This window comes from Cobetia sp. Ld8, from assembly GCF_045066615.1.
In the GTDB taxonomy this organism is placed as follows: domain Bacteria; phylum Pseudomonadota; class Gammaproteobacteria; order Pseudomonadales; family Halomonadaceae; genus Cobetia; species Cobetia amphilecti.
The window spans coordinates 1,308,514-1,322,346 of sequence record NZ_JBISHF010000007.1 but is presented as its reverse complement, the minus strand read 5'-3'; the positions used below and the strand labels follow the sequence as shown (position 1 = coordinate 1,322,346).

At 57.9% G+C, this 13,833-nt stretch carries 11 protein-coding genes; 3 read left to right on the top strand and 8 right to left on the bottom strand.

The window, feature by feature from the left end:
- Positions 1-26: 26 nt before the first annotated feature.
- The 6 genes from iolE to ACJJV2_RS10325 form a co-directional block, all read right to left on the bottom strand.
- On the bottom strand, positions 27-932 hold the full coding sequence (gene iolE / locus ACJJV2_RS10350) for a myo-inosose-2 dehydratase (RefSeq protein WP_347421058.1): 906 nt from the start codon (positions 930-932) through the stop codon (positions 27-29).
- Between the two features lie 111 nt (positions 933-1,043).
- The gene (gene iolD / locus ACJJV2_RS10345) at positions 1,044-2,921 is read right to left on the bottom strand and encodes a 3D-(3,5/4)-trihydroxycyclohexane-1,2-dione acylhydrolase (decyclizing) (RefSeq protein WP_347421059.1); all 1,878 of its coding nucleotides are present in this window, start codon (positions 2,919-2,921) and stop codon (positions 1,044-1,046) included.
- The gene (gene iolC, locus ACJJV2_RS10340) at positions 2,918-4,909 is read right to left on the bottom strand and encodes a 5-dehydro-2-deoxygluconokinase (RefSeq protein ID WP_215824254.1); all 1,992 of its coding nucleotides are present in this window, start codon (positions 4,907-4,909) and stop codon (positions 2,918-2,920) included. Before iolC ends, iolD begins: the two co-directional genes overlap by 4 nt.
- A 117-nt stretch (positions 4,910-5,026) precedes the next feature.
- Positions 5,027-5,809, bottom strand: a complete 783-nt coding sequence (locus ACJJV2_RS10335) for an ATP-binding cassette domain-containing protein (RefSeq protein WP_192838264.1) — start codon at positions 5,807-5,809, stop codon at positions 5,027-5,029.
- A 110-nt stretch (positions 5,810-5,919) separates the two neighbouring features.
- A complete protein-coding gene (locus tag ACJJV2_RS10330; protein ID WP_192838003.1) occupies positions 5,920-7,038 on the bottom strand; it encodes an ABC transporter permease in 1,119 nt (372 codons plus the stop codon).
- A gap of 79 nt (positions 7,039-7,117) precedes the next feature.
- On the bottom strand, positions 7,118-8,110 hold the full coding sequence (locus ACJJV2_RS10325) for a sugar ABC transporter substrate-binding protein (protein ID WP_225347893.1): 993 nt from the start codon (positions 8,108-8,110) through the stop codon (positions 7,118-7,120).
- A gap of 283 nt (positions 8,111-8,393) precedes the next feature.
- Between ACJJV2_RS10325 and ACJJV2_RS10320 the strand changes: the two genes are divergently transcribed.
- The 3 genes from ACJJV2_RS10320 (at position 8,394) to iolB (ending at position 11,254) form a co-directional block, all read left to right on the top strand.
- Positions 8,394-9,281, top strand: coding sequence for a MurR/RpiR family transcriptional regulator (locus tag ACJJV2_RS10320; RefSeq protein ID WP_215824255.1), 888 nt, complete (start codon positions 8,394-8,396; stop codon positions 9,279-9,281).
- A gap of 125 nt (positions 9,282-9,406) precedes the next feature.
- Positions 9,407-10,402, top strand: coding sequence for an inositol 2-dehydrogenase (iolG, locus tag ACJJV2_RS10315; protein WP_215824256.1), 996 nt, complete (start codon positions 9,407-9,409; stop codon positions 10,400-10,402).
- A 48-nt stretch (positions 10,403-10,450) separates the two neighbouring features.
- A complete protein-coding gene (iolB, locus tag ACJJV2_RS10310) occupies positions 10,451-11,254 on the top strand; it encodes a 5-deoxy-glucuronate isomerase (RefSeq protein ID WP_192838006.1) in 804 nt (267 codons plus the stop codon).
- 97 nt (positions 11,255-11,351) lie between these two features.
- Here iolB and ACJJV2_RS10305 read toward each other — a convergent pair whose 3' ends face one another.
- Together ACJJV2_RS10305 and ACJJV2_RS10300 are read right to left on the bottom strand one after the other, a co-directional pair.
- The gene (locus ACJJV2_RS10305; protein WP_215824257.1) at positions 11,352-11,480 is read right to left on the bottom strand and encodes a putative transporter small subunit; all 129 of its coding nucleotides are present in this window, start codon (positions 11,478-11,480) and stop codon (positions 11,352-11,354) included.
- A gap of 39 nt (positions 11,481-11,519) precedes the next feature.
- On the bottom strand, positions 11,520-13,223 hold the full coding sequence (locus tag ACJJV2_RS10300; RefSeq protein WP_347421060.1) for a sodium:solute symporter family protein: 1,704 nt from the start codon (positions 13,221-13,223) through the stop codon (positions 11,520-11,522).
- Between the last annotated feature and the right edge of the window lie 610 nt (positions 13,224-13,833).

Below are 13,833 nucleotides of genomic sequence, written 5' to 3'. Positions count from 1 at the left end.
CGGATAACTTTGAAATGGCAGATGAATCAGGCGTTGATCAGCTCTGCCTCGCGTGCGAGATGAGCCAGATTGTCGTGACCGAGCGTTGCGTAGGTCAGCGGGTCGGCGACGGCAGGGTCTTGCTCGGCCTCTACAACCAGCCAGCGATCATCGTGCTGACCATATCCCTGACGCTTCAGCTCGGTGAAAAGCGCGGCAAAGTCAACACCGCCGTCTCCCGGCACGGTGAAAACGCCATCCAGTACGGCATCCAGGAAGGACTTGTCACGGTTGATCGCGTTGTCCATCAGTGCCATACGGATGTCCTTGCAGTGGACGTGGGTAATGCGTTTGCCATGCTTGCGTGCCACAGCGACGGGATCGCCACCGGCATAGGTCAGGTGACCGGCATCCAGCAACAGCTTCACGTGTTGTGTGGAGGCCATCAAACGGTCCACATCGGCTTCACTCTCGATGACGGTGCCCATGTGATGGTGATAAGCCATTTCCACGCCTTGAGACGCCATCTCTTTTGCGACAGCATCCAGGCCGGTTGTTAAACGCTCCCAATCGGCATCATTCATGACGGGGCGGCGTGAGACAGGAGTGTCTTGATCCCCATGTACACAGCGGCTGACTTCGCAATACACCATGACAGTAGCGCCACACGTCTTGAGCAGCTGAAGATGATCATTCAGGGCTTCCAGCTCTTCCTCGACGCTACGCTCCAGCAGGCGGCTTGAGTACCAGCCAGATACCAACGCCAGATCGTGAGCATTGAGTACCTGAGACAGGGCGTCGGGGGTGCGCGGGAATTTGTTTCCTAGCTCGAAACCAGCAAAACCTGCCTGGCGGCCTTCGCTGAGACATATCTCCAGCGGTGTGTCGGCACCGAGGCTCGGTAGATCATCATTGGTCCAGGTCAGCGGGTTGATGCCTAGGCGAATGCTCATGGCGGTATCCTTCTTCGAGATATTGAGTGTGCAAGGAGGCACCGTGGCCTCCGAGGGCATGGCGTAGACTCAGGGCCGGAGAGGCTGGCTGCACCCGACCCTGTGGATGTTTTAGTGAGCTTGTTGCTGTTTTTGCGTCACATAGCCCTGGTAGGCGTCACGGACCTCAGTACGTTCGCTGACCTCGGGAATGGCGACCTCCCACCAGTGCCCGCCTTCCTGGGTGGAGGGCAACGGATCAGTGTCTAGCGCGATGACGTAGGTTGTCTCTGAGGCCCGGGCACGCTCGAGGGCGGCTTCCAGTTCGCCAATCCCTGTGACCTGTTCGGCCTGACAGCCCAGCGCACGAGCGTGTGCCGCAAAATCCACCTTGGGAGCGCCTTCCGGAACGGTGCGACAGTCCTTGAGCAGATTGTTGAAACCGGCACCGCCAGTCGCGTGTTGTAGGCGATTGATGCAGCCGTAGCCTCGGTTATCGAGCACGACGACGGTCAATTTGTGGCCCAGCATCACTGAGGTGGCCAGCTCGGAGTTAAGCATCAGGTAACTACCGTCTCCCACTACGACGGTCACATCACGCGATGGGTGAGCCATCTTGACGCCCATCCCGCCGGCCAGTTCATAGCCCATGCATGAGAAGCCATATTCCACGTGATAACTGCCGGGGACAGTGGCTGCCCATAGCTTGTGAAGCTCACCTGGTAAGCCGCCGGCGGCACAGACCACGGTGGTGTCTTCTGTCGCTTGACGATTTACGGCACCGAGTACCTGAGCATCGGTTGGCAGCGAGAGCGCCTGGTCAGCCATCACGCTTTCCCTGGCCGCTTCCCATTCCTGCTTGAGCCCAGATTGGCGTTGCACCCAGCTATCTGGTGCAGCCCAGTCGGCTAGCCCCGTCGTTAAAGCTTCTATTCCGCGCAGTGCGTCGCACTGCAGCTGCTGTGCGCCATGCTTGACGGCATCGAAGCGACCGACATTGAGGCTGATGAGTGTTTGATCGGCGGCTTCAAAGAGCGTGCGAGAGCCGCTGGTAAAGTCTTGGAGTCGTGAACCGATGGCCAGAATGACATCTGCTTCACGTGCCAGCTGATTGGCGCTGGCCGCGCCCGTCACCCCAATCGCGCCCATATTGCGAGCGTGGCTCCAAGGCAGGGCACCTTTGCCTGCCTGTGTTTCGACCACGGGGATACCGTGCTGCTCGGCAAAGGTGGATAGAGCATCGCACGCCTCGCTGTAGTGCACGCCACCGCCTGCAATCAAAAGTGGGCGCTTGGCTGAGCGGAGCGTGTCTAACGCCATCACAAGCTCTTCCTGGGCGACAGGAGCACGGCGGATACGATGGAGCTGGCGGTCGAAGAAATCGGTAGGCCAGTCGTATGCCAGCGTCTGGACGTCCTGTGGCAGACACAGGGTGGCAGGGCCGCAGTCCACGGGATCCAACAGCATCGCCAATGCTTGGGGAAGGCTGGTCAGCAACTGTTCCGGCCGTGTGATGCGATCAAAGAAGCGCGAAACAGGTCGGAAGCAATCATTGACGCTCAGGCCGGGGTCGTTGAAATGTTCGACCTGTTGAAGCACCGGATCTGGTGCGCGGCTGGCGAAGGTGTCACCGGGCAAGAACAGCACCGGTAATCGGTTGACATGGGCAAGCCCGGCAGAGGTCACCATGTTGGTGGCACCAGGTCCGATGGACGAGGTGCACGCCATGATTCGGCGACGGTTGTTCGCCTTGGCATAGGCGATGGCAGCATTGGCCATGCCTTGTTCGTTATGAGCACGATAGGTGGGGAACGCATCACTTGCAGCGTGCAAGGCCTCGCCAAGGCCTGCCACATTGCCGTGGCCGAAGATGGCAAAGCAGCCACCGAACAAGGGGACTTCCTGTCCGTTTTGCTCGATATATTGCGCACTCAGGTATCGCACCAATGCCTGAGCGACTGTCAGGCGCACGGTACCCGGCGCTGCCGCTGAGTGAGAAACAGAGCTCATTGCAGGACTCCTTCTGCGAGCGTGGTGGCAGGACTGGCATCCTCTGCGTTGCAATAGGCATCACGCAGTTTCTGCCAATGGGTAATCAATTCGAGATAGTTGTCAGCGGCCTGTCGGGTCAGGGTCGCGTCATCGATAGTGCCCGAAAGCCAAGCTTGGCTGGGGGCGGTGAATAATGTACGGCCGACGGTGAACCCTTTGCAGATCGGGAAACGTGCTGCCTGTTCGAATCCACGCTTTACGTCTTCGATGGGGGCATCCAGTCCCAGAAGTACGACACCGTGACACCAGCTATCGCGTGTACTGATGATTTGATTCACCTTTTCCCAGCCCTGGGCTGTAAGAGCCGGAAGTTTCCACCAATCGGGACGAATGCCGAGGTTGTAGAGACGCTCCAGACTGCGCGGAATGGTGGTCTCATCGCAGGTGGGGGCGTCTGCCTGACGTGGCGGAATCACTTCAATCAGCAGTTCATGTCCGGAAATGCAGCAAGCGTCATACAGCTGGCGCAAGCGGGCTTCCTGGTCAAGGCGCAGTGTGGCTTCGTCATCGGGGTGGTAGAACACCAGGCACTTCACGATGTGGTGGCGCGGCCAGCGTCTCAGCTGGCTACCGATGTCATCGCCATGCTGGAAGCGAAGTGGGCGTGAGCTGGGGAGCTCGACCGGGCGGCCGACCCACCATTCCAGTTCAGCGGTGTCATTGAGTGCATCCTGGCCCAAGACATCATCACAGAGGATCGCCGGCCGTGTGATGCCGGCCTGCTGTGCCGCTGTGCGGGTGGCTTGTACCAGTAACTGCTTCAAGCGAGGCAGGCGATCGGGGTTACCTTCGACATCGCGTGCCATGTCCAGGAATTGACGGCGATGGTCGAATGCCAGTCCCAGCACGCTGTCCCAGTGCGCTACACGACGGGTGGTGACGCGATGCAAGTGGGTTAGATGATCATCAAGATCCGGGCGAGGCACGGACTCGCGGCGGCTCAGATAATCGAACAGTTCCGCTTCTGTGGGCATGGCTGGTGCACACCCGTGACGGGACACCACCAAGGCGCCGCACGCGTTGGCGTAATGGCCGCAAGTTTCCCAACTTTCATCGCGCAGGTAGCCACGCAGGAAACCGCTCATGAAAGCATCGCCGGCACCGAGTACATTCATGACCTCGACCTTGACGCCCTCGACCAGAATGCCGTCTTCAAGTTGTTGCGGGATCTCTTCTTCGAAGATGACGCAGCCACGCGCCCCTATCTTGCACACGAGCACTGCCTCGCTATGACGGCGAACTTCACGCAGCGCTTCTAGCGTGTCGGTACTGTTGCCGGCAATGTGAAACTCTTCTTCCGTGCCGACGATCAGGTCAAAGTCGCCAAGCCAACGTGCCATGTGCTGGCTTACGCTTTCATCCGCGACGAACCGAGTCTCGCCATCGCCAATGCTGGTCAGCCCCCAGAGTACTGGCCGGTAGTCGATGTCCAAGACACGCTTTACACCAGCGTTTCGTGCAGCATCCAGTGCCTTGCGAGCAGCGCGCTGCGTACGCGGTGTAGAGAGATGAGTGCCGGTGATGGCTAAGGCACGTGCTCGGGAGATAAATGCCGGATCGACATCATCTTCATCAATGGCCATGTCAGCACAGTCGTTACGAACAAAGAGTAGGGGGAACTGGTCTTTGTCCTTGATGCCGAGGAGCACTAGGCCCGTCAGGCGTTCAGGATCGCGGATTAAGTGGCTGACATCACAACCGGCCGAGGTGAGCTCTTCGCGCAGAAATTCCCCCATCTGCTCGTTGCCAACTCGAGCTAGCATCGAGGATTTGAGTCCAAGGCGTGCCGTACCATACGCCATATTGCCGGAGCTCCCGCCCAGGTATTTCTTGAAGCTGGTGGCGTCCTCGAGACGCGCACCGATCTGTTCAGCGTAGAGGTCAACGGCGACGCGGCCGAGGCAAATGACATCCAGATCCGGTGAGTGAGGAGAGTGGCGCGTCATGGGCATATCCCTTAATGGGCCGGTGTTACCCGGCATTGACAATAATCGATGTAGATCGAGGTATCGGGGGGAGCCCCGTAGTGCTTATTGATGATCTACGTGTACGCCTGCTCGCGGTCAGGCAACAGAGGCGGAATCCGTCCGTTGGAACTCCGCCAACTCTGCATCCAGGCTGGCCATTTCCTCGCCACCGGCCATCATGTTGAGCACTTCCTCACGAGTGATGTCCTCTTTGCGCCAGCTTCCTAATGAGGTGCCGCGCTTGAGCAGAGTAAAGGCATCACCGATGGGGTAGGCGTGATGGACGTTATGCGTGATGAAGATGACGCCGAGCCCTCGGTTGCGCGCCTGAGCGATATAGCGCAGTACCTTCGATGCCTGCTTGACACCTAGTGCTGACGTTGGCTCATCCAGAATGAGCACCTTGGCACCGAAGTAGACAGCGCGTGCGATTGCGACACACTGGCGTTCGCCGCCTGACAGCGTGCCGACTGGTTGAGACGGGTCACGCACATCGATCCCGATCTTGGCCATCTCTTCACGTGCCACCCGATCTGCAAACTCCCAGTCCACATATTTGAAAGGACCGAACCCCTTGGTGGGCTCACGGCCCATGAAGAAATTACGGGTGATCGACATCAAGGGAATCATTGCGAGGTCCTGGAAGACCGTTGCGATGCCGGCATCGAGTGCCTGGCCGGGGGACGTGAAATTGGCAGGATTCCCCTCCAGCAGCAGTTCACCGTGAGTCGGGGCATGCACTCCTGATAACGTCTTGATGAGGGTCGACTTGCCGGCGCCGTTATCGCCGAGCAGGCACATGACCTCGCCTGCGTAGACTTTCAATGAAATATTGGAAAGGGCGACTACGTTGCCGAAGTGCTTGTCGACAGCCTGCATCTCGATAAGAGGAGTGCGGGTGTCAGCGGCTTTCGGAGTATCACCTCTGGCGCGATCGGCGGCGGTCGTAGTCTGTTCCGGCGTCTGTTGCAGGTTGGCGTTAGTAGTCATTACTTAGCCTCCAGAGCTTTCTTGCGCACGTAATTGTTGAACAGTACTGCGATCAGGAGCATGGCGCCGAGGAAGACCTTGAACCAGTCAGTGTTAACGCCGGTGTAGAAGATGCCCATCTGTACCGTGCCGAAGATAAGCGCACCGAATACGGCACCCACGGCAGAGCCATAGCCGCCTGTCAGCAGAGCTCCGCCGATCACGACGGCGATGATGGCTTCCAGTTCCTTGAGCAGACCGCGAGTCGTGTCGGCTGAACCGGTATCCATGACTTGCAGGCAGGCAAAGATGGTGGCGGCGACAGCGGTAAAGATGAACAGCAGGATCTTGACCTTCATTACAGGGACGCCGACGTTGCGTGCAGCATTCACATCACCGCCGCAGGCGAATATCCAGTTGCCGAAGCGGGTGTAAAGCAGCAGCCAGGTCGCGGCAGCGGCCAGTACAATCCACCAGACGATAGAGACCGGGACACCAGTGACACTTGGATTTCCCGCGAAGTTGGTGGCAATCCAGCCTTGGGCTGCCATCCAGCTGAAGAGGCCAGTAAATACCTCGCCGGAGAAAAACGGTGCCAACCAGTCATGATCGGCAATCTCTTGCAGACCGCTGACTTGGGTGCGTCCAGTCGTCAAGCGGGTCAGGCCGATGGCCAGGCCGCGCAGGATGAACAGAAAGCCCAGTGTGACGATGAAGGAGGGCAGACCTGTGCGCATCACCAGATAGCCGTTAATCCAGCCAATCAGGACGGCGCAAGCAAAGGCGAAAGTAATGGCCAGCCAGAGGGGCCAGCCGTATTGCACGGCAGGGATGGCAATCAAGATGCCGGCAAAGCCGATCATTGAGCCTAGGGAAAGGTCGAATTCACCACCGATCATCAGGAGCGATGCCGCGATGGCGAGGATGCCTAGCTGTGCAGAGACTTCCAGGAAGTTGAGAATGCCCGCCAGGCTGAACATGCCGGTCCCCGAAGCGGCGACAGAGAAGAAGGCAAATACCAGGATGGTGCCGGCAATGGCGCCAAATTCGGGACGTTTCAGTGCGGCCTTGAGAGGGTGGACGCGGCGAAGCCGTTCGTCATCAGCGGCCGGAACGGCACTGATAGTATGATCAGTCATGATGCTCTCTCCGGGCGTCCTCATAGGGGGAGGACGCCATGTCATGGAAATGAAAGTTTTGCCAAATTTAGCTTTTCGCTTAGCGAATGCCTTGCTCTGAAAGCTCGATGACCTGACCTGCATTCTCGGCGGTGACAAATCCGGGGCCTGTGGCGACATCGCCAGCCGGCATCAGACCGTGTATGTGGTACTGATGCATGAAGACCACCGGCAGATAGCCTTGCAGGTACTGTTGTTGATCAATGGCAAAGTTCATTTCACCCGACTGAATGGCGGCGAGTATGTCGGGGGAGAGATCGAAGGTGCCGAGCTGGAATTTTTGAGTAGCGCCAGCTTCTTGCATTGCCTTGAGCATTGGCTCGGAACCGAGAGGCCCCAAGGCGAGGATGGCATCCACTTCGCTGTGCTGATTGAGGTAGGCAACGAGAGAGTTTTTGATTTCGGTGGGATCGGTGCTGGTGGCTAGTTCACTGGCGCTACCGTCGAACCCCTTGATGAAGCCCGCGCACCGTGCATCTAGCCCTACGTTGCCTTGCTCCTGATTGATGCAGAGTCCGTGTTTGGCGCCGCTCTCTACCATGCGTTCTGCCGCACCTCGCCCTGCTTCATATTCACTCTGACCAATGTGAAGTTGTGCGCCGACCTCCTTGGACTTATCGCCACCAGAATTGATGGTGATGACCGGGATCTGCTGATCCACAGCATTCTTGATGCCTTTGCCCAGTGCATCAGCGTCGGTCAGGGAAATGATAAGGCCATCTGGCTTTGAAGCTACTGCAGCATCCAGCAGTTGCGCCATCTTTGCCATGTCAAAGGTAGAAGGTGCGCGGTACTCGACTTCGACGCCAAGTTCTTCAGCTGCATCGTCAGCGCCGCGCTTGACGACTGACCAGAAGGGGTCGGAGTTCTGGCCATGCGTGATCATGACGTAGCGCTCGGTTTCGGCTGCCCAGGCGGCATTGGCCACAGAGACTGCTAACAAGGCTGTCGTGAGACTGGCTATCGCACGACGCAGGCGTGGCATCCTTCTGTGAGAGTTCGGAGAGGTGGCGAGAGGCTCGACTTTGTACATGGTTGGCTCCTGACGTTCTTTGGTTATTGTCTTTGTCAGTGAGGAAGAGCGGACTGGCGCTGCTCTCTTCCAGTATGCGAGTGCCCGGTGGTCTGGAACATGGCGTATTCCATCGCGACCGGTAGTTGGAATGTAGATTCCACTCGGATGGAATGCAACCGGAATATTCATTTTATTTTGATCTTGGAATTTTCATTCCATGCGCCTAGACTCCTCCCTATCGCCTACCGGGGGATCGCCAAGATCTCAGCGCCCAGTCAGGTAGGCACAGCGAGGAGTATTTATGCCAGATCCCACTTCCTTGCAGCGCGCCGCGCGTCAGCTGCAGACTTTTGAAGCCCTAGAGGCGCATATAGGCGAGCAATATCCCGAGCTCTCCAAGCGCTTGCAGCAGAGTGCTCGCTTTCTTCTGGATCATCCCCAGGAAGTGGCATTCGGCACGGTAGCCGCACTGGCTGACAAAGCTGGGGTGACACCCTCCACCATGATCCGCTTTGCGAATGCGCTGGGATTCTCTGGCTTTTCGGAGATGCAGAAGCTGTTCCGCTCACGCTTGGTTGAGGCAGAGCCCGATTACAACGAACGCATTCGTGTGGCTCGTGAGGTCACTGGGACGAGCCCAAGCGTCAACGAGCTACTGATGAATTTCGCCGAGGCCAATCTGCAAGCTTTGGCTCAGTTGCCTCATCGCGTGCCGACGCAAGATATCGAGCGGGCGCTGGACCTCATGCAGGCCGCGGAGGCCATTCATCTGTTGGGTGCTCGCCGTAGCTTCGTGGTCTCAAGTTACCTGGCCTATTCGCTGCGTCACGTGGCCAAGCGTGCGTTTCTCATGGATGGGATGGGGGCGATGTATCGCGAGCAGGCCGAGGCAGTGTCTGAACGGGACTGTCTATTGGTGACCAGCTTTGCCCCCTATGCCGAGGAGGTACAAAACGCCGTCAGGTCGGTCAGGGAGCGAGGGGTCCCCATCATATTGATTACGGATTCCTCGTTGAGCCCTCTGACTCGCCAAGCGGATGTGGCATTGGTCGTCAATGAGGCGGAAGTACAGGGATTCAGAGGATTGACCTCCACGTTATGTCTGGCACAAGTGCTGGCAATCGGGCTGGGGGTTCGCAATGAAGCCAATATGGCAACAGATAGTCAGAAATTGCAGATAGAAAACTGATGTTTCAATAACCAGCGGGTTCTCTTGGCAAGTCAACACAGGAGGTGTTGCCTTCCAGCCCCGCGACTTCTCGCAATGCAGTTGCAACAAGCTCAACAACAAACGCCATGAAGAGGAAGTCTTATATGAAAATCGCTCTGTTAGGTGCCGGTCGCATCGGCCGTGTTCATGCTCGCGCTATCTCTGACCACCCGACGGCCGAGCTGGCTTCGGTTAGCGACGCCTTTTCTGCAGCAGCCGAGTCACTGGCTAGCGAGTACGGCGTGCCGGTGCTAAGTGCTGATGATGTTTTCAGCTCTGACGATATTGACGGTGTCTTGATTGCGTCTTCAACACCAACGCATTCTGACTTCCTGGAACGCGCCGCTCGTTCTGGCAAGGCCGTACTGTGCGAAAAGCCGATTGACCTGGATCTAGTGCGTACGCGCCATTGTCTCGCGGTGTTGGAAGAGTATCCGGTCACCTGCGCTCTGGGGTTCAATCGTCGTCACGACCCCCAGTTTTCCGCGCTGAAGACCGCAATGGACTCAGGACGCATTGGCAAGTTGGAAATGATCACGATCACCAGCCGTGACCCTGAGCCGCCCCCCGCTGAATATATTGCAGCCTCGGGCGGTATCTTCCGTGACATGAGCATTCATGATCTGGATATGGCTGCCTGGTTGCTCGGAGAGCCTGTAACGGAAGTGACAGTAAGTGGCAGCTGTCTTGTGGACCCGGCTATTGGTGAGGCAGGTGATCTCGACAGTGTCCTGATCAATCTGAAGAGTGCGTCGGGCAAGTTGGTCAATATCAGCAATTCTCGCCGGGCCTGCTATGGCTACGATCAGCGTATTGAAGTGTTTGGCAGCAAGGGGATGTTGGAGGCGCGCAACGAAACGGATACTCAGTTGCGTTTCACGGGTGCCGAGGGGGTCGTGGATGAGCGTCCACAGTGGTTCTTCCTCGAGCGTTACTCGCGCGCTTATGCACAGGAAGTCGCCGACTTCGTGGCAGCCTGGCAGGAAAATCGGGCGCCGTTGGCAGGAGCGCAAGATGGTCTGGCGGCACTTGAACTAGCAGAAGCCGCGCTGATTTCCTACCGAGAAGGTCGGCGAGTCTTGCTCAGTGAAATCCGCTGAGACCTGCTCAGTAACTTGAATTGCCATCGCCATGATAGGAGTCGACCAATGAGCCTTCTGGTAAGACCGCATGCCCCGAGTGAAGATGGCACCTTGCTCGAGGTAACCCCGGAATCTGCAGGCTGGACACACGTGGGCTTTCGCGTGCATCGCTTGAAACAAGGTGAGCGTTTCGAGCGCCACACCGAGAGTCGTGAGCAATGCCTCGTGCTGCTCTCGGGGCGCGCGACCGTGCGTACCGGTGACCAGACTTTCGAGAATATCGGCGAGCGCATGAGTGTTTTCGATCACTTGCCTCCCTATTCGGTGTACCTGCCAGATGGCGTCGCCTACTCGGTAGAAGCCCTGACAGAGCTTGAAATAGCAGTTTGTAGTGCTCCGGGGCATGGCAACCATGCCGCGCGCCTGATTCGCCCCGAGCAGGTGGCCTGTTCGACACGAGGCGAGGGGACCAATACGCGCCATGTGCAGGACATTCTTCCGCAGACAGAGCCTGCTGATAGTTTGTTGGTGGTTGAGGTCTATACACCGCCGGGTAATTGGTCCAGCTACCCGCCGCACAAGCATTGTGCGGACAACCTCCCGGAGGAGTCTTTCCTTGAGGAAACCTATTATCACAAGCTCAATCCGTCACAGGGCTTTGCGTTCCAGCGCGTCTATACCGATGATCGCTCTCTGGATGAGACCATGGCGGTGGAGGACGGTTGCTGTGTGATGGTGCCGGAGGGATATCATCCCGCCGCCGCCCCGCACGGCTACGAGCTCTACTACCTCAATGTCATGGCCGGCCCCAAGCGGGTGTGGAAGTTCAAGAATGATCCTGCGCATGAGTGGATCGTCGAGCAGGCGTGATAGACAGGCTATTCTTCGGTAAGTCGTAAAAAAGCCCGCCTCTGGACAATCCAGAGGCGGGCTTTTGCGTTCCTGGCGTCACATTACGCCAGGAGCTTCATACCAGCTCGCGCTTTTCTTCCCGTGCGATGCGGCGATCACGTGCGACCGCGCGGCAGATGACGATCAATACCGCCAGGGTGAGCACTGGCCATACCAGTACGTAGGTGGCAAATAGCAATGTCATGAGTGTTGTCTCCTTGTTCTGTCTAGGACGTATCCAGAATCATGCGCCGGTGGAGGCGGCAGGCTGCGTCTGGATCGGTGTTGTCGTATCACGATCGCCTGAGTCGAGTGCTTCGTCATAGTTGCCGACACGTGCGGTGATGGTGTCGAAGTCGAAGCGTTCCTGGCGGCTGTTGAGGCTCATGACCACACACACCAGGGTGCTGGTGCCGTAAGCGGTCAACGATGCCAGCAGGACGGTGTAGTCGCGCAGGAAGTCAGTCGCGAAGATCAGCATGGCGATCATGGCCGCGATTCCCGCAAGGATGCCGAGAATGCGCCCCAGGAAGCCGAATACCATCAGGCCGATGATCACGCCGCCGCCGATGCTGGCGAGCAGCTCGAAGAACAGACCGCTCATGCCCGTCAGCGGCACCAGTTCAAAGCGTGCCAGGCAGAACATCACCATCGCGACGATGACCGACGTGGTGAAGGCGGTGTTGGTCACCCGATTCCAGAAGCAGCTGGCGATGACCGGGAAGACGATCGCGCCCCACAGAGCTCCGACGAAGACCAGCATCACCAGGATATCCAGTGAGAAGCTGGCGAAGACGATGCCCAGCACCGTGGCGATGATCATGGTCAAGCGGCCGATGAAGAGCATGCGCTTCGGGTCTGGCTTGCCGCGGGCGATATTCTTGCCATAGACATCGGCCATGATGATGGCGGACAGCGCGGAAAGGTCGGAATCCGCGGTGGAGGACAGCGAGCCGATCACCAGAATGAAGAACAGCGCGATGAAGAACGGCGGCAGGTACTCGGACACCATCTGCGGGATGAGGTTGTTCATGTCGCCGTTGAGCGGCTCCACCCCGAGTGTCAGTGCCATCAGGCCAATCATGCCCAGGCCGATGACGATGGCGCCATAGCCCAGTGTCGCGGTGAGGAAGGTCGGCTTGATGTGGTCTTCGTTGACGGCGAACAGGCGCTGGGAAATGGTCTGGTTACCGATCGCATAGGCCAGTACCGCGACGAAGAAGGGCGCCCCCTGGTTCAGGATGGCATCCGTCGAGAAGAAGTTGGCCTGCTCGGGCGTCAGGTTATCCAGGCCTGCGACCAGCTCTGTCGGGCCACCCATCGCAAAGAACACCGCCGGAATGATCACGATGGCGATCGCCATCAGGGCAACCAGTTGCGCGAAGTCGGTCAGTACCGAGGCGCGGAAGCCCGACCACAGGGTATAGAACAGCACCCCCACGCCCGCCATGATCACGCCCGCCTGGAAGGACAGCGGCGAGAGCACGGAGACGAGCGCCCCGGCGGCAGTGAAGTTGACCATCAGGCTGATCACGCTACCCAGCAGGTTGGAGAGCGCCAGAATCAGCTGACTGGAGGAGCCGTGGCGCGCATGGATCAGCTCGCCCAGTGTATGCGCATTGGGCGCCAGCTTGCGGAAGCGGCGGCCGAAGGGGTAGATGAACAGAATCATCAGTGCGCCCCACAGGCCATAGTGGATCGGCCCTGAGACACCATAGGTATAGCCGGAGGTGGCGGCAGCATAGAAGGAGGCCGCCCAGATCCAGGTAGCCGTCATGCTCGCCGCGCCCATGCCGAAGCCAACGCGATGGTTGGAGACCATGAAGGCATCGGCATCTTCATTTTTCTTGCGGATCCCCAGCGTCATCAGGTAGGTGCCGCCATAGAAGGCAAGCAGCAGCAGTACGACAGTCAGGGTAGAGAATTGATATAGCGATTCGTTGTTCAAGAACTGGCCCTCGGTAGGGAAACAGGGCGCTACGCAACGCAGTCGCCCGAGGGCAAACGGTTGTCGATAGCGACGAGTAAGGAGGGGAAGGTTCTTAGCCGTGGACGTAGTTCTGCGTCATTTGCTCAAGCAAATGGCATCCAGCGCAGCACGTGGGCCGCGTCATCAATAATCGGCAATCTCGGTCAATAAAGACGGAGTTGGTGGCACTTCCCGGTCAGGCGGGAACTTGGGGGAGGGCGGCGTGGCATGCATCTGCCTTCATCGGAATAATGATATCGCATACGCGTCCTTGTTATCGGTCAAGCCTTGCAAGGGCGCTGATGCGAGTTGTTGGTCAGCCCCAAGCTTGGCAAAACGGTGTTTTTATTTTCTCTCGTTATCAAATTCGTTGACAACGATAAATTATGCGCATGTCAATGTCTACACCCTGGCGGGCAAAGCTTGCCTCTCATTCACGTCAACGGTGGTTGGACGAGCGGGTGCGACGATGTTCAGTTGCGTGACACGTGCCAGAGCAGCATGGAAGACATGACTTATTATATATAAATAATATTACTCGGCATGAGTTGTGTTTATTTGCTGAGTGTTCTGAATGGTGCCAGAAAGT